General features: G+C 36.4%; 21 protein-coding genes. 10 read left to right on the forward strand and 11 right to left on the reverse strand.

The annotated features are described in order from the left end of the window. Positions 1–3 precede the first annotated feature (3 nt). Positions 4–951 (reverse strand): DUF4271 domain-containing protein, encoded by a 948-nt coding sequence (locus tag WG904_RS10040; protein ID WP_339579173.1) that lies wholly within the window; start codon positions 949–951, stop codon positions 4–6. A gap of 47 nt (positions 952–998) precedes the next feature. After that, positions 999–2,558 (reverse strand): sodium:solute symporter family protein, encoded by a 1,560-nt coding sequence (locus WG904_RS10045; protein WP_339579174.1) that lies wholly within the window; start codon positions 2,556–2,558, stop codon positions 999–1,001. Positions 2,559–2,727: 169 nt separating this feature from the next. Between WG904_RS10045 and hemW the strand changes: the two genes are divergently transcribed. The 8 genes from hemW to WG904_RS10085 all read left to right on the forward strand — a co-directional run bounded on the left by hemW (position 2,728) and on the right by WG904_RS10085 (position 12,050). Continuing rightward, on the forward strand, positions 2,728–3,882 hold the full coding sequence (gene hemW, locus WG904_RS10050) for a radical SAM family heme chaperone HemW (protein ID WP_339579175.1): 1,155 nt from the start codon (positions 2,728–2,730) through the stop codon (positions 3,880–3,882). A gap of 258 nt (positions 3,883–4,140) precedes the next feature. Next, positions 4,141–4,692: a fasciclin domain-containing protein gene (locus WG904_RS10055; RefSeq protein ID WP_339579176.1), complete on the forward strand. Its 552-nt coding sequence runs from the start codon at positions 4,141–4,143 to the stop codon at positions 4,690–4,692. A gap of 196 nt (positions 4,693–4,888) precedes the next feature. Next, a complete protein-coding gene (locus tag WG904_RS10060) occupies positions 4,889–5,770 on the forward strand; it encodes a cupin-like domain-containing protein (RefSeq protein ID WP_339579177.1) in 882 nt (293 codons plus the stop codon). Positions 5,771–5,860: 90 nt separating this feature from the next. After that, positions 5,861–7,135 (forward strand): DUF5690 family protein, encoded by a 1,275-nt coding sequence (locus WG904_RS10065; RefSeq protein WP_339579178.1) that lies wholly within the window; start codon positions 5,861–5,863, stop codon positions 7,133–7,135. Between the two features lie 74 nt (positions 7,136–7,209). Continuing rightward, complete coding sequence (locus WG904_RS10070) at positions 7,210–8,301, forward strand: vWA domain-containing protein (RefSeq protein WP_339579179.1); 1,092 nt, start codon at positions 7,210–7,212, stop codon at positions 8,299–8,301. Positions 8,302–8,400: 99 nt separating this feature from the next. Then, positions 8,401–9,888: a P-loop NTPase family protein gene (locus tag WG904_RS10075; RefSeq protein WP_339579180.1), complete on the forward strand. Its 1,488-nt coding sequence runs from the start codon at positions 8,401–8,403 to the stop codon at positions 9,886–9,888. Positions 9,889–9,891: 3 nt separating this feature from the next. Further along, positions 9,892–11,148, forward strand: coding sequence for a metallophosphoesterase (locus tag WG904_RS10080; RefSeq protein ID WP_339579181.1), 1,257 nt, complete (start codon positions 9,892–9,894; stop codon positions 11,146–11,148). A 20-nt stretch (positions 11,149–11,168) separates the two neighbouring features. Further along, positions 11,169–12,050 carry a UbiA prenyltransferase family protein gene (locus tag WG904_RS10085; RefSeq protein ID WP_339579182.1) on the forward strand — a complete coding sequence of 294 codons (882 nt, stop codon included), beginning with the start codon at positions 11,169–11,171 and terminating at the stop codon, positions 12,048–12,050. Positions 12,051–12,136: 86 nt separating this feature from the next. Here WG904_RS10085 and WG904_RS10090 read toward each other — a convergent pair whose 3' ends face one another. The 3 genes from WG904_RS10090 to WG904_RS10100 form a co-directional block, all read right to left on the reverse strand. Next, positions 12,137–12,826, reverse strand: a complete 690-nt coding sequence (locus WG904_RS10090; RefSeq protein WP_339579183.1) for a response regulator transcription factor — start codon at positions 12,824–12,826, stop codon at positions 12,137–12,139. 107 nt (positions 12,827–12,933) lie between these two features. Then, positions 12,934–14,604 carry a sensor histidine kinase gene (locus tag WG904_RS10095; RefSeq protein WP_339579184.1) on the reverse strand — a complete coding sequence of 557 codons (1,671 nt, stop codon included), beginning with the start codon at positions 14,602–14,604 and terminating at the stop codon, positions 12,934–12,936. A 9-nt stretch (positions 14,605–14,613) separates the two neighbouring features. Beyond that, entirely contained in the window at positions 14,614–16,506 is a 1,893-nt protein-coding gene (locus tag WG904_RS10100; protein ID WP_339579185.1) for a S9 family peptidase, read from the reverse strand. A 295-nt stretch (positions 16,507–16,801) separates the two neighbouring features. Here WG904_RS10100 and WG904_RS10105 point away from each other — a divergent pair, with 295 nt between their 5' ends. Both WG904_RS10105 and WG904_RS10110 read left to right on the forward strand, forming a co-directional pair. After that, a complete protein-coding gene (locus tag WG904_RS10105; RefSeq protein WP_339579186.1) occupies positions 16,802–18,616 on the forward strand; it encodes a tetratricopeptide repeat protein in 1,815 nt (604 codons plus the stop codon). A 23-nt stretch (positions 18,617–18,639) separates the two neighbouring features. After that, on the forward strand, positions 18,640–18,942 hold the full coding sequence (locus WG904_RS10110) for a DUF4286 family protein (RefSeq protein ID WP_339579187.1): 303 nt from the start codon (positions 18,640–18,642) through the stop codon (positions 18,940–18,942). An 11-nt stretch (positions 18,943–18,953) separates the two neighbouring features. On the opposite strand, the gene WG904_RS10115 is transcribed toward WG904_RS10110, so the two are convergent. The 6 genes from WG904_RS10115 to WG904_RS10140 all read right to left on the reverse strand — a co-directional run bounded on the left by WG904_RS10115 (position 18,954) and on the right by WG904_RS10140 (position 24,189). Continuing rightward, positions 18,954–19,817, reverse strand: a complete 864-nt coding sequence (locus WG904_RS10115; protein ID WP_339579188.1) for an OmpA/MotB family protein — start codon at positions 19,815–19,817, stop codon at positions 18,954–18,956. A 112-nt stretch (positions 19,818–19,929) separates the two neighbouring features. Continuing rightward, a complete protein-coding gene (locus WG904_RS10120; protein WP_339579189.1) occupies positions 19,930–20,592 on the reverse strand; it encodes a DUF2461 domain-containing protein in 663 nt (220 codons plus the stop codon). Positions 20,593–20,677: 85 nt separating this feature from the next. After that, positions 20,678–21,076, reverse strand: a complete 399-nt coding sequence (locus WG904_RS10125) for a DUF983 domain-containing protein (RefSeq protein ID WP_339579190.1) — start codon at positions 21,074–21,076, stop codon at positions 20,678–20,680. A 15-nt stretch (positions 21,077–21,091) separates the two neighbouring features. Continuing rightward, positions 21,092–21,346 carry a hypothetical protein gene (locus WG904_RS10130; protein ID WP_339579191.1) on the reverse strand — a complete coding sequence of 85 codons (255 nt, stop codon included), beginning with the start codon at positions 21,344–21,346 and terminating at the stop codon, positions 21,092–21,094. Between the two features lie 97 nt (positions 21,347–21,443). Beyond that, a complete protein-coding gene (locus tag WG904_RS10135) occupies positions 21,444–22,784 on the reverse strand; it encodes a DUF4302 domain-containing protein (RefSeq protein ID WP_339579192.1) in 1,341 nt (446 codons plus the stop codon). A 4-nt stretch (positions 22,785–22,788) separates the two neighbouring features. Beyond that, the gene (locus WG904_RS10140) at positions 22,789–24,189 is read right to left on the reverse strand and encodes a substrate import-associated zinc metallohydrolase lipoprotein (RefSeq protein ID WP_339579193.1); all 1,401 of its coding nucleotides are present in this window, start codon (positions 24,187–24,189) and stop codon (positions 22,789–22,791) included. Positions 24,190–24,194: the final 5 nt, after the last annotated feature.

The following is a 24,194-nucleotide window of genomic DNA, read 5'->3' on the forward strand; positions in this document are numbered from 1 at the left end:
CGCTTAAAAACCTATTGCTTTGATTAATATTAATATAGGGCAAATTTCGAGGGTGCAAAAGTACAAAAATAAATAGACTTTTGAAAATCGATTTTGAGATAAAATATTAATTCCCGCTCTAATCAGTTGTAAAGCAAATATAATTACCAATAAAACAACAGAAGTTGCCATATAAAATTTGCCATAATGAGGTGGCGACAACGCAAATGCAATCACCAATGGCATGAAAAGTAGTGAGGCATTGAAATAAGTCAAATATAAAATAGAAATGTATTCATTTATTGGCTTCTGCACGTTAAAGAAGTAACCAAGTAAACGAAGTACCACAATTTTGAGCACATATAAAGCAATGATCCCAATAGATATGGTTACAAAAACTTGAAAACCATCTTTGGCAAAATTTACGTCTTCGTGTTTTGCTGCTAAATAAAAAAATAAACCTATAGTAAATCCAAAATGGACAAACAAGAGAAAAAAGGGCCACGAAGTAAATAAATTTTCTTCCCTATTAATGTTACTCAATACCCGATTACTAAAAAAGGATTGTACAATTGCCGTTAACTGCTTATCAAAAATAGTTTTTAAAAAGGCAAAGAAAACAAGCAAGAAAGCGATGGTGGCAATAATCCAACCTTCACCACGAGAAATTAAATTTCCCTGCTGGTATTTAATAACGTGTTCTGCATGTCGATAGTTACGAAGTGATTCTTGAAGGTAAAGAAAAGGTTGCCAGAAATTTTTTTTTAAACTGTCGCTGTATAAAGCAATTTGTATCGAATCGCGTGCACGTAGCAAAACGGGAGCCACAGTATCTCTTTTACTAATAATCGATTGAGTTCTTGCACTATCTAAACTATCTATTGTTCTAGCTCGAAGTACAACTGAATCGACCTGTTGAGGGGCAAAGCCCACAATACCTAAAAAAAGAAGTAGAATCAGTATCCGGTACATTTGGCAAAAATAGTGCTTTATTCTTGTTTTATTAGATTTGCCGATATTTATGCTACTTGTTTCTTGAATTTGGCAATAATAACCCCAGTTAGAAAGATAACCAAGGTACCAATAACAATTACCATATTCGCATGTAATGGATTTCTCAGAAAGGCATATTCTTCAGGTATCAAATAAGAAACGGTCATCCATACAATCACCAAAATACCCGTAATTGTTGCTGCAAAAGCTTCCATATTTCCCGATTTTTTACTCAGAATCCCCAAAAGGAAAAGACCAAGCATTCCGCCTGCAAAAATGCCCGAAAGCTGCCACCAAATATCCAGAATACTTTTCACTCCAATCATTGCAATTCCGGTAGCCATACCTGCAAAACCAAACACAATTGTAGCTATATAAAGAAGCTTCATGTTTTGTTTTTCACTGAGACTGGGCTTGAAATAGCGCTTGTAAATATCTTCCACAAAAACAGTAGCCGATGCATTCATTCCAGAACTAATGGTACTCATTGCAGCTGATAAAATTGCCGAAACAATTAAACCAACAAGACCTGTAGGAATCATCGTTACCATAAAATGAGGCATCACTTTATCTCCATAATCAGAAGGATTAAGTGTGGCCGCAAGATTAGAAATTTCTGTTGCCGAAGCCCCCTTAACAAGGCGTTCTGCAGCCGCAGCCAGCTTTACAGGTTCTATCATTGCTGGATTAACTTGATAATACGCGTATAAGCAGGTTCCTATAATGAAAAACAATAAAGATGCTGGCACGTAGATCCACACGCAAAGCCATATCGATTTAGAAGCTTCTTTAGCTGATGAGGCCGTATGGTAACGTTGTACGTAGTTTTGATCCATACCAAAATTGTTCAAATTGATAAAGAAGCCATACAATAATACCACCCAAAACGTGGCTGTTGTAAAATCAAGATTTAAGCTACCCAAAGAAAATTTGTGGTCTCGAGTACCAATGTCGATAATCTTACTTATACCTCCGGGCATATTGGAAACCACCAAATAGACAATTAAAACGGCCCCTAATGTTTTCAATACCCCTTGCACCACTTCCGTCCAGATCACTGCTTCTATTCCACCCATTACAGTATATAGAATAATGCATATTCCGGTAATTAACATAATTAACTGCATATCGAAGCCTGTTAGGGCTTGCAGGGTAAGCGATATCCCAAAAAAAATGGAGCCCATTCGTGCTAACTGAGTTAATAAAAAACAAACAACCGCATAGGTTCTAGCCCAGGGGCCGAAGCGTTTTTCGAGGTTGGTATAGGCAGAAACCTCCCCTGTAGCACGGTAAAATGGCACAAAATATTTAGCGGCCACCCATGCTGCTAAAGGCATGGAAATACTGAAAACAAATGCATTCCAATTGCTGCCAAATGCTTTGCCTGGCACACCTAAAAAAGTATTGCTACTTAAAAAAGTAGCGTATATAGAAAGACCAATTGCCCAACCTGGAATTTTGCCCGAGGCTTTGGTAAATTGTTCAGCGCTCTTGTTTTTTCTTGAAAAAAAAACACCAACCAGTACCATTGCAACAAGGTATAGTGCTATGATAGCAAGATCTAATATGGGCAAGTTGTTCATCATAGATTTTAATTGGTCATATATACTACCGTATTTCTTGCGCTAACCGTACAATAGCTTTTATGAGCTGATAATTGTTACTTTTGTTACCTGTAAAACGAGACGAGTAATAACTAAGTAACAGAAATAGCATAAACCATCGAAAATACAAAAAATTAAGAGAGAAACTAGCATGGCCGGCATCTATATCCATATCCCTTTCTGCAAAAAAGCATGTACCTATTGCGATTTTCATTTCAGTACATCTTTAAAATATGCAGATGAAATGGTAGATGCCATTTGTACTGAAATCCGTTTAAAAAAAAATCGTCTGCAAAATGAAAGTATAGGAAGCATCTATTTTGGTGGAGGCACTCCCTCTGTGCTATCAACACAGGCATTCGAGAAAATATTCGACACGTTAAATGCATGTTTTTCCATATCGGCCGATGCCGAAATTACGATGGAGGCTAATCCCGACGACCTCGATCATCAAAAAATAAATGCATTGAGGCAGCTTCCTGTAAACCGTTTCAGCATAGGCGTCCAATCCTTTTTTGAGGAGGATTTAATTTGGATGAATAGGGCGCACACGGCTATTGAAGCCGAAACCTGTATTAAAAGGAGTCAAGATGCAGGCTTCGAAAATCTGAGTATCGATTTAATTTATGGTTACCCTTTATTAACAGATCAGAAATGGTTGCACAATATTGCTGCGGTAATCGATTTAAAAACGCCACATATCTCTGCCTATTCGCTAACGGTTGAACCGAGAACCGCTTTGGCAAACGCTATTGAAAAGGGAAAACAGCTGGGGCTAGATGATGAGCAAAGCGCTTCCCAATTTATACTTCTTAATGAGCACATTACTGGTTCAGGATTTGAGCAATATGAAATTTCGAATTATAGTCTTCCAGGACGTTACGCTGTACACAATACCAATTATTGGAGAGGTGTGCCTTATTTAGGTATCGGTCCATCGGCGCATGGTTTCGATGGCACTACACGTTATTTAAATGTTGCGAATAATTCTAAATATTTAGCCTCATTAATTAAAAATCAACTTCCAGAAACCATAGAAGAACTATCGAAAATTAATCGATTTAACGAGTATATTATGACGGCCTTACGTACCCAATGGGGAGTAAACCTGAATAAAATTGAAATCGACTTTGGAAAAACGTATGCGGAACAAGCTCGATCACAGGCATCGAAATTTATAGCTGACGAGAAATTAATGCTCAACAAAGATATCATCACCCTTACGAAAAAGGGCAAATTATTTGCCGACGGAATTGCAGCCGAGTTTTTTGCTGAGGAAGATTCATCCACTACAGGCTATAGTTGAAGCTGGGATTTTCGCAGTTATTGTTTTTATTAGCCTGTTAAATTTATCCATAATTGGGTATTCTTTTCGATTATGTTCATTTTTAATGTGTATGGACATTTAGACTATGAGTTGTTTTCCGTAAAATTTCGTAAAAGCAAAGTTGGCGGAGGATAAATACTGGAATGGCGCAATGAATAAATTTAAAAAATATTTACGCTCCTAAAATCCGACCTCATTTATTCTCCGTATCTGCTTTCATATTAATCAAAAAGCAATATGAAAAAAATATTTTACTCAGCAATTGTCGTAGTAGCTATGGCATTTGCTAACAATGCTCAGGCACAAAAAAATCCGATGGTTGGTGGCGCTGCGATGTATGCGAACAAAGATATCGTAGACAATGCGGTTAACTCTAAAGACCACACTACTTTAGTTGCAGCAGTTAAAGCGGCAGGATTAGTTGAAACCTTAAAAAGCGCAGGTCCATTTACCGTATTTGCACCAACAAATGCTGCATTCGACAAATTACCTGCAGGTACAGTAGGCACTTTGGTTAAGCCTGAGAACAAAAAAACATTAACTACCATTTTAACTTATCATGTAGTTGCTGGTAAAATGGGAAGTAAAGAAATTGCAGCAGCAATAAAAGCTGGTGGTGGTAAAGCAGAGTTAACAACCGTACAAGGCGGGAAATTATGGGCTTGGATGGAAGGCAAAAAACTAATGCTTAAAGACGAAAAAGGGGGCACAGCAATGGTAACTATCAAAGATGTTTTTCAAAGCAATGGAGTAATTCACGTTATTGATACTGTTTTAATGCCAAAATAGCATTAAGCGTGTTCTTATCTACCAAATTAAAGCGTTCTCGATATCGGGAGCGCTTTTTTTTATCTTGTTAACATCGAATTATCATAGCCTTAACATTTATGAGATTAATCATATTTTTTTTAAATATTAATTTACACTTTTGTATTGGACAATTAATTAAACCAATTATTTTCCAAGATTTACTTGATTACACATTATGAGTTTTATTTTAAAACCTGTTGATACTGTTGAGACTATTAGTCCAGAAGATTTTAAAAAAAATTACCTGGACCCTAGAAAACCCTTAATTATTAAAGGCTTAACAAAAGATTGGCCCGCTCGAGAAAAGTGGACAACAGCTTATTTAAAAGAAATTGGTGGCGATATTGAGGTAAATTTAGTTGATAATTCGAAGGCCGACCCAAACAAACCTATTAATGCTTCTATAGCAAGCATGAAATTTGGGGATTACTTAGATTTGATAAAGCGAGAGCCTACTGAATTACGCATTTTCTTTTTCAATTTATTTAAGCATGTTCCAAGTTTAATTAATGACATCAAGATCCCAAAAGATTTGATGGGAGGATTTATCGAAAGCATGCCTGCCATGTTCTTTGGTGGATCTAATTCGGTAACTTTTTTACATTACGATATCGATTTACCTCATCTTTTCCATACTCATTTTGGCGGCAGAAAACATATTATCTTGTTCGATAACAAGTGGAAAGAGCGTTTATATTGTTTACCAAATGCTACGTATGCCTTAGAAGATTATGATGTTGCCAATCCAGATTTCGAAAAATTTCCAGCATTAAAGGGCGTAGAAGGTTATGAAGTGTTCTTAGAGCATGGGGATACGTTGTTTATGCCTACAGGAATGTGGCACTGGATGAAATATGTTGATGGATCTTTCTCCTTAAGTTTAAGAGCCTGGGATAAATCGCTCACTAGAAAAGCTGCGAGCGTTTTCAATTTGGCGGTTAAAGGTGGCTTAGATAGCGTGTTAAAAATGGCGCTTAAAAAGCCTTATGCAGAATGGAGAGAGCGAAGAGCAGTAGTAATTGCCGAAAGGGCGATGCGGAATGGGAGTCCGAAGTAGGATATTCTAGTTTTTTCACTTATCTTTCAGTTTAATACTTATAGCCGTTGCATGACGCTACGACCATAATAATTACTTCAAAAGAATAGTTTGAAAAATCTCTCAAAAAAAAACGATCAAATTAAAACTGGTCTCTACGCTGCAGTAGTTGTTTTTTTGGCTTATACCATGATTTTCGGATTTCGAAAATCGTTTACTGTTGCCACTTTTGACGGCATTACCATAGCAGGCTACAGCTACAAAACCCTATTGGTGATTTGCCAGATGTTGGGCTACCTTTTGGCCAAATTTTATGGCATTAAATACATTTCTGAATTAAAACGAACGGGTAGAGGCAAAATCATTTTAGTACTAACCGGCTTGGCTTGGCTTTGCTGGTTATTTTTTGCCCTCACTCCAGTCCCTTATAATATTGCTTTTCTTTTCTTAAACGGTTTTCCATTGGGAATGTTATGGGGTGTAGTGTTCTCCTATGTAGAAGGACGCAGAAGTACCGATTTTATTGGTGCAACCTTAGCTGTAAGTTTTATTTTTGCATCTGGTTTTGTGAAATCGGTTGGCGCCTGGTTAATGGTTAATTTTGGCGTTTCAGAGTTTTGGGTGCCATTTTATACTGGATTAGTGTTTGCACTACCGTTGTTGTTTTTTGTATTTTTAATGGAGAAAATTCCTCAGCCCACTGCCAATGATATTGCTTATAGGGCAGAGCGAATAGCAATGTCTCTTGCCGATAGAAAAAACTTTATTAAAGAATTTTTAGGGGGATTAATTGCCTGCGTACTTATTTATTGTTTCGCTACCATATTTAGAGATATCCGCGATAATTTCGGGGCAGAGATGTGGAAAGAAATGGGATTTTTTAATCAACCTACCCTATTCTCCAAAACAGAAACACCTATAACGTTAATTGTGCTTCTACTAATTGGAAGCATGGTATTAATTAGAGATAATTTCACTGCACTTAAAACTGCCCATTATTTTATTTTAGCAGGATTTTTACTGGCTGGAACGTGCACGGTTTTATTTTGGATGCATTCTATCTCGCCACTTTTGTGGATGACTTTGGTTGGGCTGGGCCTGTATATGGTGTATATTCCCTTTAATGCAGTATTTTTTGATCGTTTAATCTCTACATTTAAGTATGCGAGTAATGTGGGCTTTTTGATTTATATCGCCGACTCATTTGGTTACGTAGGGAGCATTGGTGTGCTTTTGAGCAAGGAAATCTTCAAAATCCAATTGAATTGGGTTACGTTCTTTTCGAATAGTGTAGTGGTTCTTTCGGTAATGGGAAGTTTGATTACGTTGTACTCATTATACTATTTTAGTAAGAAATACAAGCAGCTAAAATTATCGTCCAAATAGGCGCCAAATATGACATCCGGCTTAAAATACTAACGCACTAAACTTTTACCTTCGGTATTCCGTTTATACCCAATATGAGAGGTTTTCAATTTTCAAAATTCTTGGCCAATACTCGCCCAAAAGGGGGGTTCGATGAGATGCTCAAACTCTTTACCGAACTGCTAAATTACACAGCGGGTGATGCAGGAGAAACCTTAGCGTGGATGAATGAATTGGATAAACAATATAAGTTTACCAATAATGATTATGCCATGGGCGATTTTATTGATGACCTAAAGGAAAAAGGTTACCTCAAAGAAGAAAATGGAGAGGTTAAAATCACCGCAAAGACTGAACAAACCATTCGAAAGTCTGCCTTAGAAGAAATTTTCGGGAAACTTAAAAAAGCAGGAAAAGGAAACCATAATAGCAATATTTCGGGTATTGGAGAAGAGAAAAACGCCGATAGAAGAGAATATGCATTCGGAGATAGTTTAGATCAGATTGATATGACTGCCTCAATTCAGAATGCGCAAATTAATCATGGTATTGGCGATTTTACACTTACAGATAGGGACTTAGAAGTTGAAGAAAAAGATTACAAAACACTCACTTCAACCGTGTTAATGATCGATATCTCCCACTCCATGATTTTATACGGAGAAGATCGAATTACTCCAGCAAAGAAGACAGCGATGGCCCTGGCCGAGCTCATTAAAACCAAATATCCAAAAGACACACTCGATATTGTTGTGTTTGGGAACGATGCTTGGCCCATCACTATCAAAGATCTGCCTTATTTACAAGTTGGTCCTTATCACACCAACACCTTAGCTGGGTTGGAGCTGGCTACCGATTTATTACGTCGTAGAAAAACACATAATAAACAAATTTTTATGATTACCGATGGAAAACCCACTTGTTTGAAAGAAAATGGAAAGTATTATAAAAATAGTATGGGATTAGACCGAAAAGTTATTGGCAAAACCCTAAATATGGCTGCCCAGTGCAAACGATTAAATATTCCAATTACTACTTTTATGATTGCGCAAGATCCGTATCTTCAGCAATTTGTAAGGCAGTTTACCCAAGTTAACGGAGGAAGAGCATTTTACAGCTCTTTATCTGGCTTAGGGGAATATATTTTTGAAGATTATATTAAGAATAGAAGAAAAACTTTTAGATAAAAGGGTTGAAAAGTTGGAAGGTTTAAAGGTTGGAAGGTTGCAATTAGCCACCCAGAACTTTAAAACATTAAAACTTTAAAACATTTCAACAATAAAATAATGATAGAAATAAAAACACTAGGCCAACTAAAAGCCACAAATTATACCTCACAAAGCGTTAAAGACGAACTGAGAAAAAATCTCATTAACCAGTTGCAAAACAAAGAAGCTGGTTTTGAAGGTATTCTTGGTTACGACGAAACGGTAATTCCAGAACTTCACACGTCAATTTTATCACGTCATAATGTGTTGCTATTGGGCTTACGCGGTCAAGCCAAAACACGTATTGCCCGTTTAATGGTCAATTTATTGGACGAGTATATCCCATACGTTGCTGGGAGCGAGATATTCGACGACCCGTTGAACCCTATTTCGTGGTTCGCCAAAAATGAAATTGCACAAAAAGGCGATGATACCCCCATCTTATGGCAGCACCGCAGCGAACGGTATACCGAGAAGTTGGCAACTCCTGATGTTACCGTAGCAGATCTAATTGGCGATGTAGATCCAATTAAAGCGGCTACGTTAAAATTAACTTATAATGATGAGCGAGTAATCCATTTCGGACTTATTCCAAGGGCACACCGAAGCATTTTTGTAATTAACGAACTGCCAGATTTGCAGGCAAGAATACAGGTTGCTTTATTTAACATGCTTCAAGAAAAAGATATACAGATTAGAGGTTTTAAGCTACGTTTGCCATTGGATATTCAGTTTGTATTTACAGCCAATCCGGAAGATTATACTAATCGTGGCAGCATTGTAACCCCATTGAAAGATAGAATCGAAAGTCAAATTTTAACTCATTATCCAAAAACGGTAGAAATAGCTAAAAAAATTACGTTCCAAGAAGCGAAACTTACTCAAGAGCAACGCACCTTAATTGAAGTAGATGGTCTGGTTAAAGACTTAGTTGAGCAAGTAGCATTTGAAGCACGAAAAAGTGAGTTCATTGATCAAAAATCGGGAGTTTCGGCACGTTTAACCATTTCTGCCTACGAAAATTTAATTAGCACAGCAGAGCGAAGAATGTTGATTAATAACGAAGCGTTTACCTTTGTTCGCCTATCAGATTTAAGTGGAATTATTCCGGCAGTTACCGGGAAGATAGAATTGGTGTATGAAGGCGAATTGGAAGGCCCTGCAAAGGTGGCGCACACCTTAATTGGTAAATCCATCAAACATTTGTTTGCCAGATATTTTCCGGATCCAGAAAAAGCAAAGAAAAGCAAAAATGCAAATCCATATACCAAAATAACCGATTGGTTTACGGAGGGGAACACGATTTCGATTGGCGATGAGTTAGTTCTAGCAAATTATAAGAAAGCGCTAATGGAGGTTGACGGATTATACGAGCTAGTTAAAAAATTCCATCCAAAGTTAAGCGAAAACCAGACCTTACTATTAATGGAATTTGTATTGCATGGCTTGGCAGAATTTTCTCAATTGAGCAAAGACTACCTAAACAGTGGTTTTGGATTTTCTGATATGTTCGATAGCCTTTTCAATGTAGATTTGGCTGATGATGAGGATGAAGATTTTAGATAAATTATGCGTACTCCTGTTATCTTGTTATTTATAAGCGTTCTTTTATTAGCCTTTGATTATTATTGTTATTCGGCTATTTTATCCGTTTTTAAAAAGTGGAAGCCCACTACTAAAAAGTTTTTTACGACAGCGTATTGGAGTTATACAATCTTATTAATTATAGGTGTTTTTTGTGCAATATATTTTCAAAAGGTATTATTTCTATCCCTTAAATCAATTATTCTTGTCGCTTTCTTCTTAACGGTAATCTGCAAGCTATGTATGTTGCCGTTTTTGTTAGTCGATGATTTAAGGAGGCTAGTGATCAAGTTGGTTAGCATAACAAGAAAACCAACCACCCAAAAAACCAAAAAACCAACTACCGAATCAATCACACGTTCTGAGTTTTTAACCAAAGCGGGTTTAATTGCAGCAGCAGTTCCTCTAAGTTCATTAAGTTGGGGAATTATTTCGGGTGCTTACGATTATCATGTAAAAAGAGTAAAGCTCATCCTTCCCAATTTACCAAAAGCTTTCGACGGGATTAAATTGGGGCAAATCTCAGACATTCATTCGGGAAGTTTCTACAATAAGACTGCCGTAAAAGGCGGTGTAGATATGTTGATGGCCGAGAAACCAGATTTTATTTTTTTTACGGGCGATTTAGTAAATAACTTAACGAACGAAGTTAGAGATTATCAAGATATTTTCACAAAAGTTACAGCGCCATTAGGTGTGTATTCGACATTAGGCAATCACGATTATGGCGATTACTATTTCGGTAGAGAGAGTTCGCCTGCAAAAGTAAAAAATCTCCAGGATATGATTACCACACATAAACTGATGGGGTATGATTTGTTGATGAATGAAAGCCGAAGATTAAAGGTTAACGGAGAAGAGATTGGGATTTTAGGCATTGAAAATTGGGGAACAGGACGGTTTCCGAAGTATGGGAAAATGGAACTTGCGGTAAAAAACACAGACGATTTACCGGTTAAATTATTACTCTCTCACGATCCATCTCATTGGAGAGGAGAAGTGCTAGAAAAATACAGTGATATCGATGCCATGTTTAGCGGGCACACCCATGGCATGCAATTTGGGGTGCGTTTAAAAGAATTTCAGTGGAGCCCTGTTCAATATATTTACAAAGAATGGGCAGGATTGTATCGTGAAAAGCAACAACAATTGTATGTAAATGTTGGATATGGATTTTTAGGCTATCCTGGTCGTGTAGGAATCCTGCCAGAAATAACGATATTTGAGTTGAGGAGGAGTTAATACAACACTCAAAATTAGTTATGATAAAAAAGGCATTTTTTTCTAGTTTAGATTTTCTGCTTTTTAGCAATTTATTTATTGCCTTTTGTGCTGTTGCTCAAGGTATGGTTACCTATTATTTACTCAAACTCCCTCCTGAGAAACCAGTTCTCGCGTTTTTATTTTTCTCAACATTAATGGTTTACAACTTAAGCATGCTCTTATCCAAACCAGAGCAGCCGCATAAATCACCATTTAAAAGGGTAAGGTGGATTTTCTCACATCACCGCTTAATTATATCGATAACGTTAATTGCTGGGCTCTGCATTGTCCCAATTGCTTTACTTTATCTCAGTTACCAATCTAAATTGTTGATGAGCTTTGTGGGTATACTCGCTCTTGCCTACAATTTTCCCTTTTTAAAAATTGATCAGAAAAACATCGGACTAAGAAATATTCCTGGAATAAAGTTATTCCTAATCGCCTTTGTATGGTCGGCAAGTTGTGTTTTATTACCAATTGTTGAGGTAGGGAAATATGGTATTTCAGTGTCACTGGGAGAAACATTGCTTCTTGTCGGGAAACGATTTCTATTTATTTGCGCCATCACTATTCCTTTTGATATAAGAGATTTATTTCAGGATAAGCTTTATGAGTTAAAAACTGTTCCAGTAATGCTGGGCGAGAAAAAGGCCTGGATATTTTGTCAAGCACTGCTAGGAGCTTATCTCGTACTGCTAATTTTGTTTACGAAAACAATCAATGCAGATGTAATTGGTATAGCTTTAACCATTTTTATCACAGGTTGGCTCATCTTCAAATCTAACCTTAAAAAGAATGAATATTATTATTTCTTCTTTTTAGATGGCACAATGCTATTGCAGTTTTTAATAGTATTGGGGCTTAGTTATTTTAAACATTAAGAAATCAAGGAATATTAAGGCTAAATTTTCTTAATCCCTTAATGTTTAGCAGTAAGCGTGAAGGTTTTTTCCATCTTACATCCAACCTATCCCGCATTAAACCGATACCCTATGCCTCTAACCGTTTGCAATAACTGCGGATTATCTGGGTTCAATTCAATTTTTTTACGTAAGCGTACAATGTGCATATCTAATGTTCTCGTATTTACATCAGAATTATATCCCCAAACCACCAGCATCAATTCATCTCGATTGATTACTTTATTTGGATTACGCAAAAAGTATAACAATATGCGGTTCTCTAAAATGGTTAATTCGATTTTTTTACCTTCGCGAAACAGGGTGTGGATATTGGGATGATGCTCCATATTCCCGAAGCGATGGATTTCAGATCGATCGTTATTCAATAAAAATTTAACTTTACTATCTAGCATTGCCACTAAAACATCCATATTAAAGGGTTTAGTAACATAATCAGAAGCGCCAAAATTATAAGCATCAATTTTATCTACATCTTGTGCCTTTGCGGTCATCATAATCACTAAACCTTCATAGCCAGCCTTTCTAACTTCTTCGCATACTTCTGCACCCTCTTTACCCGGCAACATCCAATCTAGCAGTACAATATCCGGCTTTTCGGTCATGATGCTTTCTACCGCAGATAAACCATCGCTGTTTTCTAGCACTTGATACCCTTCTGCTTGTAAACGATGTACGACTAAAAAACGAAGATTTTCATCGTCTTCTACGATTAATATTTTAATTCCTTTAGACATGTTACTTTATTTATGTTATAACGTTTTAATGTTGTAACGTTTTAATGTTCTTGAGCGTTGAGATAAAACAACTTTCCAACATTTCAACATTTCAACTTTCTAACCACTTAATTCCCTATGTAAGGTAGCACAATTTTAAACTCTGTTCCTTTATCGACCACACTCTTTACCGAAATTTCGCCGTTCATAAAGTTAACCAGTTCTTTACAAAAAGCCAAACCTAAGCCCACACTTCCATTCTGATTATAACGGTTCTGTATGCGATAAAACTTTTTAAAGATATTATTTATTTCTGATGATGGAATACCTATTCCTTCATCTTTAAACCTGAATACAATTTTATCTTTAATTAGCCGCGCGGTAATGTGCAACTTCTTATGTTCTTTATTCGAATATTTATAGGCATTTTCTGCCAAGTTATCGAATAAACTACCTAACAAAACCGGATCCGTAATAAATGTAGTAAAACCCGAAATCTCGTACGTGAATTCAAAATCAGGGTGCTTTAACTTATGTACATCGATTGTGCTTTCAATAAAATCTTCTATATTTATTTGATCGCGGTTTAAGGTGATCGCTTTATTTTCAATTTGTGTAAAAGCTAGCAGCTTGTTCATTAAACCGTTTAGTTTATCTGCCTCCTCATCTAGGATCTTTCCGTATAGTTTCTGTTCTCTTTCGGTTATATTTGCAGCGCTCTTAATATTATTTCCTGCAATTTTAATTACGCTAACAGGTGTTTTAAATTCATGCGTAAGGTTAGTTACAAAATCATATTGTAGTTTAAACATTTTATGGTTAATATTTAAGTTTCGGTAAATGAGGAAAGCTACTAATACTAAGACCCCATAAAATAGAAATAACAAAGAGGCAATGGGTAAGAAATAGCTAAAAATCTCCTTTTTCACGAATGATTTTGAGGAGATAAAATAGAGCTTGTAATCTGAAAATGCCCCACCTAAGGTAATTTCTCCTGTTATATCTGAGGATGTATCTAAGGGATCGTAATTTATCGACTCAATTCTTACATTCTGATATAGCAATGGTCGAGTATTTTTTATTTTAATCTTACTAGGATCCAGTTTAAACGAAAGCATATCTTGCTGATAAACAGGCTGCAAATTTAGCTTGTTCATCATCATCCGCTTATAAACCTTTAAAATTTCGAAGCTTGGAATATTAAAATAGTCGATTCCATTCGATTGAATATTCATGAAGTTGCCAGAAAGTTCTTCCTGACTAGGGACTTTTGTTGTATCTAGCACTTTAACAAAAGTTCCCAATTTAACGGAGGCTTCATTAAAATCTTCTAAATTGGCGTGGTTTCTCACTTCGTTTTCTCCATAAAGCTTAATAGAATCTTTGGGAATGTGCTTTCCAAATTGATAAACATTCTTAACTGAAATCGAGAGATCTCCATAATCCACCCTATTTTCGTCATACTTAACATTTTTAACTTCAGCGTCATAAAATATGACCTTAGTTACGAATGGATATTGTGTTAGGATCGTATCCACAAATTTGGTAGCCAGCGCCGAATCTAAATAGCCATTATAAAAAGAGATTTCAGGTAATTTGTTGAAGAAGAAATCATTATAAGGCTTCATGCTTTCTTCGAGCACATTGGCTTTGGCCGATACAAAATCGTTTTCTATATTCTTCCTGCTAAAATTAAATGCTAAAAAAAGGGAAAGAATAAATACAAGTGAAATTAAGACAATAAAAGTTACTATCAACGAAAAATTCTTGCGGTAACCACTATCCTTTTCTGAAACCATGCTAACTGGTTATTTCTTTTTCAAATTGCTTTCTAAGAATTGTTCTAAAGCAGTATATACCTTTTGTCTAGCTTCCTCACGCCCCATTGAGAATGGAGCTTCTTCCTTTTCAAAATAGGTAACAGGGATATTCCGCTTTTTAAGTTCCTTCACTAAACGGATTGCATCGCTTGGATTAATTCTAGGATCTTTAACATTCTGTGTAATAAAGATAGGGATATTAATTTTATCGGCATGGAAAACGGGTGAGACTTGTCGCATAAAATCCACATCGGTTTCTGGATTACCTACAATATCATAAACCATCTGCAAGTTCGACTTTAAAAAAGGCGGAATAGAGATCAGGTAATTGAATAAATTAAGAACACTCGAATTCGAAGCAACACATTTATACAAATTCGGACTTTTAATCGCACTATTTAAGGCGATAAATCCTCCAAAACCACTGCCATAAATTGCAATTTTTTGCGGGTTGGCAATTTTCTCTTTAATTAACCATTGCACCCCATCATCAATATCATCTTGTATTTTTCCGCCCCATTGCTTAAATCCAGCCACATAAAAACTCTTTCCATAGCCTGATGAGCCTCTGTAGTTCACCTGAAATACAGCATATCCTCTATTGGCTAAAAATTGAACTTCAGCATTAAAACCCCAATTATTTCGTTGTCCTGGCCCATTATGAGGCACCACCACAACAGGTAAATTTTTCCCGCTCGAGTTTAACGGTAAGGTGAGGTAACCATTTATTTCCAGGCCATCGCGAGAAGTATATTTTACAGGTTTCATCTGGCACATCTCCAATTCATTAATGGAAGAATTAATGTCGCTTAATTTTTTTAAGGTGCCCCTGCTGGCATTATATAAATAATAAGAGCCTGGATTACGGTCCGTAAACGTTCTAACAATAAATACGTTTTCGCTTTTATCTTGGTCTATGATGCGCGATTCGGTATTCGGTAATAATTTATCCAACTTATGATAAAAGTTTTTAGCACTTGGATTTAGATAATATTTTTCCTTTTTCCAATTTTCGTACACTACGTACTCCATTTTACCCTTATTCTTAGAGTACTGGGCATCAACTACATTTAAAGTGTCGTTTGCAAACAGAACACTTCTTTCTTTTCCGGTTAAGCAGTTGAGCTCTACTAATGCCGATTTATCCCTATCTACATCAGAAATTGCATAAATAATATTGGGTTCATTTTCCGAAAAGGCAATCGGCATAATGGTGGTTCTAAAATTAATGGTAATAACAGGTTTAAATGTTTGTGCCTCATTTTCTCGAACTAGCAACGTCTGATTTACACCATCATTAGACACTGCCATTCTCAATTTACCCCTACTATCCGTCATCCAGCTTGTTATGTTGCCTGGATTTTGAGCCACCATGTCCATTTTTCCGTTGCGTACGTTTAATCGGTAAACATCAGATACAGTAGAGTCTCTTTTATTCGAAAGTACCAATAAATATTTATCATCAATGAGCTGGTCTTCTAGAATACGGATCCGTGTTTTTTCGTTTACGCTTAATTGACGTTCGTTCTTACCTTGTTTATTGATGATGAAAAGGTCTGACTGATGACGTACACCTTCCTTCTCCTTATAATAAATGAGTTCGTTATTACTTACCCATGAGTAAAAGCTAATATTTTTTTCTATCAACTTGGTGAGTTGAGTAGATTTACCAGTTTCCAGATCTTCAACAAAGAGATTTTGTTTTTTGTCTTGTAACTTCAGATAAGAAAGGCTTTTGCCATCGGGCGAAATACGATAGGTAGCTTTGTCCTGCGATTTGAAAAAATTATTCACAGGAATTACATCTACTTTGCTTTCTTGCTTACAAGCAAACAGTAGTGCAATGAGTATCAGCCAACTATATTTCTTTGCAATTGCCATATTTCATTCTTGAGGTAAAAATACATACCACGGGATTGAAATGCCGTTTAACATTAACATTGTTACGTATTAAACATCAGCATTTGGTACTCAATGTAGCAAGATTGCGCTGCATTTATAGAAAATATACAGTAACAATTAGAATACGCTGATACAATTTTCAACAATTTAATTTCCTTTTTATCGGTGATGAAGCGATCATGATTTTGTATTATTTATCGATGAGCTTTGGGAAAATCAGGATGGTTGCCTATTTTAGCATTTGTAATAGTCTGTCTTGTTTTAATCACCCGATATGTCAATAAAGAAATTTAGCTTAATTGTTTTTTTATGCTTTTCGTTCTTTTTGCTAAGAGCTCAAGACCAGATTGATGAAGAATTGGCTTATCAATATTATCAACAAGGCGAATACGACAAAGCAGCAGTTTTATTAGAAAAGCTCTTTAATCAGACCAAAAACGATAATTATTTTGAGCTCTATTTTACTTCCCTTATAAAAATTAAGAAGTATGCGGAAGCAGAGACCATGACTAAAAAATTAGCTAAGCAATTCCCCCTCAAAACGCAATATCCAATTGCTTTGGGTAGGATATACTTAGAAAATGGCCGAACTGAAGAAGCAAATAAGCTATTTTTAGATGTAATTGATCGAGTACAAAAAGACGAATTTAGCATTCGAGAATTAGCTCAGCATTTTTATCGGTTTGAAGCGTATGATATGGCAATTAATACGTTTTTAAAAGGCAGAAAGCTATTGGGTGATGACCAGGCCTTTATTTTTGAGCTAATTAGTATCTATCGTTTTAAGAAAAATAAGACAAAGCTAATTGATGAATATATCAGTGTGCTTTCGTCGAACCCCCAAATACTCCCCCAAGCACAAAATGCCTTTGCATCTACATTTGAAGGCAATTCAGATTATCAAGTATTACAAGCTGCATTATTAAAAAAACTGCAAAAAGAGCCAGATGTTGAAGTGTACAATCAACTATTAATATGGCAATTTTTGCAACAGCAACAATATGAAATCGCTTTAAGGCAATTGATTGCACAAGATAAGCGAACAAAAGATGATGGAGCCTCGCTTTATAATACAGCTAATACATTCGTGTTCAATAAAGCCTATCCAACTGCAATTAAAGCCTTTGAGTACATAATTACTAAAGGCAAAGAGAATCCATATTATTTAGGAGCACGAATTCAATTGGTAAACACAAAATTTGAGTTGGCAATTACAGGAAAATATGAGAATCAAGAGCTTAATTTATTAGCCGATCAGTATAGGAGCATTTTAGATGAGTATGGAAAAAACTCACAAACGATGTTTGCTCTCCAGCGATGGGCATATTTACAAGCATATTACTTAAACGATCTAAAAAAGGCGGAAGCAGCCTTAGAAGAATGCCTTACCATCCCCGGAATAGCACCCATGGATCTAGGTAGAATTAAGTTAGAACTTGCCGATACCTATATTTTAACCCAACAGCCTTGGGAGGCCGCTTTAATTTATGAGCAAGTTGCAAAGCAGTTCGAAAATCAACCTATAGGTAACGATGCGAAATTTCGTTCAACTAAGCTTTCTTTTTACCAGGGTGATTTTAAGTACGCAAAATCTCAGGCAGATGTTTTAAAAGCTTCGACCTCTCAATTGATTGCAAATGATGCACTAAACTTAAGTTTATTGATTTCAGACAATTTGCTAAGCAAAAATGATAGCCTAGCACTAATTATGTATGCGCAATCAGAGATGATTCAATTTAGGAATAAGCCAGCATTAGCATTAGCTAAACTCGATAGTATTGGCATTTTGTACCCAATGAATAGCCTAACAGATGATATTTTAATGGCTAAAGCTAAGATTTTCCTAAAAACAAGTGAAGTAAATAAGGGAATCGACATGCTAAACGAAATTATCAAATCATATCCAGAGAGTATTTGGACAGATGATGCATTATTTATGTTGGCCGATTTGTATGAAAAGAAGTTGGATAGCGTAGACCAGGCAAAAGCACTGTATCAGAAATTGATGAACGAGTACCCAGGAAGCATCTTTAATGCCGAGGCCCGTAAACGATTTAGAAATTTAAGGGGCGACAATTTAGGCACATAGCTTAAATTTTTTATCTTTACCGCATGTTATTATACAACGTAACCTTGATTATTGAGGAATCGGCTGCTGAAGAATGGCTACAGTGGATGAAAGAAGTTCATATCCCAGAGGTAATGGCAACTGATAGATTTGTTTCTAATCGATTATTAAAAGTATTAGACTCGCCCAACGAAGGAGTAACCTATTGCGCGCAATACGTTGCAGAAAACGAGGCAAATTATCAAGATTACCAAACCAATTTCGCTCCTGCTTTACAAGCTAAGCTGCTAACAAAGTTCGAGAATCGCTTCGTTGCTTTTCGGAGCCTGATGGAGTTTGTTGGGTAATACTGGCTAATTTATTTCTTAATTAAGTCATAAAGCTCATCTAATTTCGGAGAAAGTACAATTTCTATCCTGCGATTTTTGCTTCTACCTTCGGCATTAGCATTTGAGCCAAGCGGTTGGAATTCCCCTTTACCAGTTGCGGTCATCCTTACACTTTCTACCTTTTGCTCTTCGGTTAAAAAGCGTACTACAGAAGTTGAGCGAAGCACGCTCAGGTCCCAATTATCTTTTATCTGACCTAGATTCGTTATTTTTTGAGAATCCGTGTGTCCTTCTACTGCAATATTAATTTCAGGTTGCTGTTTTAAAACAGTTGCTAACGAAGTAAGTGCCTGCTTCCCTTTCTCATCAATAATTATACTTCCTGATGGGAATAATAATTTATCCGTTAATGAAACGTAAACCTTACCATTTTTTATCTCTACGGTTAACCCATTTTTGGTAAATCCGAGTAAGGCTTCTTGAAGTTTAGCTTTTAGCTGATTCGTAGCTTCATCACGTTTACGCAAAATCTCTTCCACTTCTTTTAAACGTTGCTCACGCTTTTTTAAATCTTCAGATAGTTTATTCAAGTTCCCTGAAAGTTTATTGATCTCAGAAGAACTGTTGCTACGTAACTTAGAATAATTTGCATCCATTTCAGCATATTGGGCTCTTAAATCGGCCAGTTGCCCATTTAAACCCACTGTATCTTTTCTTAATCTTGCAATCAATTGCTCCAAACCTTCCCCCTTTAACTGCGATTCGTTCCAGCCAGTAGCTAATGAATCTTGTTTAGCCAGCAAAGCTTTATACTTTTTTGGTGATAAGATTACGCACGAAGTGATTGTTGAGGTAAAAAGGAAGAATGATAGGGCTAAGAAAGTATTTTTCATTTGGGTTAGTTTTTTATTGATTCGTTTCTTGGTCGTTTCCCTTCATTCGATGGTTATTTGCGCCATGCTATAGCCATCGGATGAAGGTACTGTAATGGTTAATTGAAAACTGTTAACTGGCAGTTGCTTTTCTCAAAAATAGCACGAAAGGTTGAATAATTTCGAAAGCAGTTTTCAACTTATTAACGATAGTTGGCTTAAAAAATTCTGCATCTCCAATTTTATAAATGGCAATAAAGCTCTTTAACTTAAGTATCTCTATTTGTGGATGATCAATTTCATAGCCCTTTGGTGCTTTTTTAAGTTTATCTTCCTGGCTTAAAGTATACGTTTTCTTAAAATCATCAGCAGCGATAACACTTAAAAATTCTGATGCATTATAATCAATTTCCTCTCTAATCATTTTTAAAATCTGCGGTTCAGGCTGCCAAAATCCCACGCCAAAAAAACAATTACCGGGCTGTAAGTGAAGATAGTAACTTGGTGTATTTGGCCCATAACCTTTTACATCAAACGCAATACCATAATTCTTTTTATAAGGATCTTTATTTTTACTAAATCGGACATCACGATAAATGCGCATCAATGCCTTTTTAGGCTCTGTATCTGCCGAGTACTGCGGATCAATGGCCGAAAATTCTTTAATTAGTATGGCAATCATCACTAATAAATCGGCCTTTGCCTCTTCGTAGAGATGCTTATTTTCAGCAAACCATTCGCGGTTATTATTTTCGCTTAAAAGCTCGAGAAAATGTAAGGTCTTCTTCTTTAACATTTTTCAATGGTTAAATTATTTCATTATCAAAATAGTATGCCAATTGTGCGCACAGCTGCAACACACAACCCGCAGCCTCCAACAATTAAGGTTTATCATACATTGCGTTATATTTAATTTTGGGCGATAACCAATGTAATAAAATTATGCGTGAATATCGATAATTGAATGGGGATAATAGCAAAGAACCTAGAAAAATTACGCCTACATATAGCCAAATTGCGCCAAAATCTAATCGACCTCCAGAAACAAAATAGGTAGCAAAACCCATAGCAATCATCTCGGCCATATTCATAGCGTAACTTACATACATGGCAGCATAGAAGTACCCAGGTTCAATTTCGAAGCGTTGGTTACAATGGCTACAACAGTAATTGGTTCGCTGAATGTTAAAGCCATATAAACTACCGGAAAAAATATCTCCTCTTCGGCAGCTGGGGCATTTTCCGTGAATAAGTGCGTACCATTTTGAAGTATTCTTCATCCCGCGCAACTCTTGTTATGAACTTATGGATTCTGCGGTAATTTTCTTACGGTAATTTCGATACCATAAGATCCCTACACCGGCAATGAGAATATAAGGAAATATTAAAAGATAGATAACGCCTTGATTTATGCCCTTTGATTGCGTATTACCATTTTTGCTCCCTTGCTCGGCATTAATGGTGCACATAGAACATTGCGCTTGTGCCTTAGGCACGGTTGCAAAGATTGAAGCTAGTAAAAATAGAATAAAAACGATCTTTTTAAACATAGCTCAAATATACGGATAAATCATAAAGTGCATTTAAAAATTTTGTCATAAAAAAATGCCCCCGATTTGGTCGGAGGCATTAAACATAAACTAGGTATTATAGAGCGCCGTAAATAAACGAACCTAGATTTCCAGTCCGGTATAGCCCTCCCAAATTGGGCACAGCTGGATTACTACTCGAAACCCAATCTATTTTAAATGGACCAGTAAGCATATAATCTGCCAATGGCTTAATTTGTACAGCCCTCGTTGGCCAGTTAACGTTAGGCACAGGATTATTATCAAGTGTTATTACATCTCCGACCTTTGTATAATTATAAGTAGCAGAGGCTACAAATGCAGATGTACCGGACAAATAATTTACTTCTACAGTAAACACGCTATTACTTGTAAGGATAAAATTTGTAGAGGTAACAGACCTGCCAGTACCAATAAATAGGGCAAGCATTTGATTATAAACAGCTGTAAACTCTGAGGTTACCCCAGCAGCTAAACCTGTAGATGGTATAGATATTCTTCTATAAGGGAAAGTTGTAGGGAAGCCAAATAATGAAGCTAAAGGCGTTAAAGGCGAGGGGTTAGACTTAATAATATATTCAGTCCCTTTATCATCATAGAATGCAAGCGTAGTAGCGTCTTTAAAAAGAATTCTCACTAATCTAACTCCATTAATAAGAATTCCATTACCTAATAGCTCTGCTCCATTTAAGTTAAATGCATACTTTCCAGTCCCAGATAAAACTTTACCATCTGATGCAAGGCCAGACAAATCTATCCTTTTTCCTAAGGTTAAATTATTGGTGGTATTAATAGATACGCCAATTTTAGCAAGCTGAGCCCCGGTACCCAGTTCAATATAAGGGTTTTTAATCCCAGACATAGAGGTTGAAAACTTATCAATCGCCGTTTTATATTCCCCAGCTAAATAACTGGCTTTCTGTGCTGCTGTAGCTTTTACCAGTTTAAAAGGTTGCCTGTATTTCTTCCCTATAAAAATGATGCTATCTCCAGCTATCCTATCGAAAGTAAACTCGATGTCACTACTATAACCAATCTTAGACGCTCCTCCCAAAGTGCCATTCGGATCGTCGAGCATGGAAATATAGTTATAGGTATCGAAAACAAGTTCAGTGCCCAAATCTTGCTTAATTCGATAATACGAAGCTCCTGATGTTGATGAACTTGTGGCGGTCATGTCTCCGTACATAACCACATTATTTGAATTATCAAAACTCATGTAAAAGCCATAGCCTCCACCCGCTTGTGTAGGTAAAGTTGCGATCCAGCCATTTGTTGCACCCGTTAAGGTGGAAGACACTAAACTGATTTGTTCTGCCGCACGTTCTTGGGGCAGCTTATCAAATTTAGCAACATATGATGTCTTTTTGCAGCTTATCAGTATCGATAGCACTGCAACACATAAAAATAATCTTTTCATAATTTTAATAAGCAAGAGGGCCATAAAAATAGTTAGTAGGTGAGCCTTTTATACTAAATCCACCTATCTTCATATAATCTTCAACACTTGCATTTACAGGAAGCCAATCGGCAACCAACGTGTTGTTAGTTAAGTAATCTAAGAATGGTTGGATGGATGCTTTTGTAAATGCAGCATTTCCTACCCAAGGCGCAGTTGTCCCGGCAGCTGTTCCAGTAGTAAATGTTACTTCACCCGCATTCACATTAATGGCTGTATTTAGGGCATAAAACGATTGGTAGGTTGTTGTTCCGCCAGTAAAATTAGCCTCAACATACATTGTGGTCGGCGAAGTAAAATTTAGCTTAAGAAAATTAAGATTATACCCCTGAGCAGCAATGGCCGATTTTACCCCATTATAAAGCAATGCAAATTCTGCTGATCCACCATATTTAATATAAGTATCAGAAGTTGTACTTACCGTCATCGATGCAAATGTTGGAATCAAGTTCGTTGTCGAAGCTGGGTAACGTCTTTTATTTAACCAATATGCAAATTTTGTTTGATCGCGATTAATACTCTTCATGTAAAGTTGCACCTCTTTTTGCAAAGCTTTAAAATTAATACCTAAGTTGGTAAAGTAATTGATTACATTATTTTGTTTTTGAATCAATCTACTCTTACCTTCAGCCGATGCGCCATTGGCCCAATCATCATACCATACCTGACCATTGATTAATGACCAACTAACAGTTTCTGCATAGTCCTCCGTATGTACTCCGCTTGCATAGCTCGTTACAAAACCGTACTTACGTGCAGTATCGGTCGGTGTTAAATCATACGGTTGCTTATACAAACCTCTCGAAATGGTTTCAAATTCAGGTGGTATAGGAATAATCTGATTTAAGATGTGTGTTTGCTCGTGGTGCATAATTCGCTGCCTGTCCCAAGCATAGAATTGACCTGCTGGTAAGGGTTGGTATTCGTTAACCCCATACAAGGTTATTCTTCTCCCTCCAGCTGCGGTACCTGCAACCCCTGGATCGGAGGTATTTGCATACGAATATGACCCAAACAACACCCATTCTTTAGGTATGTATTTTTTGGCAAACGCTTCTCCAGCAACTTTTACATAGGGATTAATGAAACCATCCAATACAATCTGCATCGTTGGCTGGATATTCTCCAATTTACTAGGTACAACATTCGCAGTATTGCCATGATAATAGCGGTTATATCTGTAAATCACATCAATATTAAATGGATTTAGGAAATTAGTTGCTATCCATTTGTCTAAAGGAGAATTCGCATTAGGGTTATCGGGATTAAAGCCACTATAATCTACATTTAATTTTTCTACTTTACGGCATGCAGAGGCGGTAATTATTAATAAAATTACGCCTGTTATTTTAAGTATTTTCTTCATTTTCA

The organism is Pedobacter anseongensis (genome assembly GCF_037482965.1).
Lineage (GTDB): Bacteria > Bacteroidota > Bacteroidia > Sphingobacteriales > Sphingobacteriaceae > Pedobacter > Pedobacter anseongensis.

What these genes read in the sequence shown, in the direction of transcription:
- WG904_RS10040 (WP_339579173.1), bottom strand. Translation starts at nt 951, where the DNA reads ATGTACCGGATACTGATTCTACTTCTTTTTTTAGGTATTGTGGGCTTT.
- WG904_RS10045 (WP_339579174.1), bottom strand. Translation starts at nt 2,558, where the DNA reads ATGATGAACAACTTGCCCATATTAGATCTTGCTATCATAGCACTATAC.
- hemW (WP_339579175.1), top strand. Translation starts at nt 2,728, where the DNA reads ATGGCCGGCATCTATATCCATATCCCTTTCTGCAAAAAAGCATGTACC.
- WG904_RS10055 (WP_339579176.1), top strand. Translation starts at nt 4,141, where the DNA reads ATGAAAAAAATATTTTACTCAGCAATTGTCGTAGTAGCTATGGCATTT.
- WG904_RS10060 (WP_339579177.1), top strand. Translation starts at nt 4,889, where the DNA reads ATGAGTTTTATTTTAAAACCTGTTGATACTGTTGAGACTATTAGTCCA.
- WG904_RS10070 (WP_339579179.1), top strand. Translation starts at nt 7,210, where the DNA reads ATGAGAGGTTTTCAATTTTCAAAATTCTTGGCCAATACTCGCCCAAAA.
- WG904_RS10075 (WP_339579180.1), top strand. Translation starts at nt 8,401, where the DNA reads ATGATAGAAATAAAAACACTAGGCCAACTAAAAGCCACAAATTATACC.
- WG904_RS10080 (WP_339579181.1), top strand. Translation starts at nt 9,892, where the DNA reads ATGCGTACTCCTGTTATCTTGTTATTTATAAGCGTTCTTTTATTAGCC.
- WG904_RS10085 (WP_339579182.1), top strand. Translation starts at nt 11,169, where the DNA reads ATGATAAAAAAGGCATTTTTTTCTAGTTTAGATTTTCTGCTTTTTAGC.
- WG904_RS10090 (WP_339579183.1), bottom strand. Translation starts at nt 12,826, where the DNA reads ATGTCTAAAGGAATTAAAATATTAATCGTAGAAGACGATGAAAATCTT.
- WG904_RS10095 (WP_339579184.1), bottom strand. Translation starts at nt 14,604, where the DNA reads ATGGTTTCAGAAAAGGATAGTGGTTACCGCAAGAATTTTTCGTTGATA.
- WG904_RS10100 (WP_339579185.1), bottom strand. Translation starts at nt 16,506, where the DNA reads ATGGCAATTGCAAAGAAATATAGTTGGCTGATACTCATTGCACTACTG.
- WG904_RS10105 (WP_339579186.1), top strand. Translation starts at nt 16,802, where the DNA reads ATGTCAATAAAGAAATTTAGCTTAATTGTTTTTTTATGCTTTTCGTTC.
- WG904_RS10110 (WP_339579187.1), top strand. Translation starts at nt 18,640, where the DNA reads ATGTTATTATACAACGTAACCTTGATTATTGAGGAATCGGCTGCTGAA.
- WG904_RS10115 (WP_339579188.1), bottom strand. Translation starts at nt 19,817, where the DNA reads ATGAAAAATACTTTCTTAGCCCTATCATTCTTCCTTTTTACCTCAACA.
- WG904_RS10120 (WP_339579189.1), bottom strand. Translation starts at nt 20,592, where the DNA reads ATGTTAAAGAAGAAGACCTTACATTTTCTCGAGCTTTTAAGCGAAAAT.
- WG904_RS10125 (WP_339579190.1), bottom strand. Translation starts at nt 21,076, where the DNA reads ATGAAGAATACTTCAAAATGGTACGCACTTATTCACGGAAAATGCCCC.
- WG904_RS10130 (WP_339579191.1), bottom strand. Translation starts at nt 21,346, where the DNA reads ATGTTTAAAAAGATCGTTTTTATTCTATTTTTACTAGCTTCAATCTTT.
- WG904_RS10135 (WP_339579192.1), bottom strand. Translation starts at nt 22,784, where the DNA reads ATGAAAAGATTATTTTTATGTGTTGCAGTGCTATCGATACTGATAAGC.
- WG904_RS10140 (WP_339579193.1), bottom strand. Translation starts at nt 24,189, where the DNA reads ATGAAGAAAATACTTAAAATAACAGGCGTAATTTTATTAATAATTACC.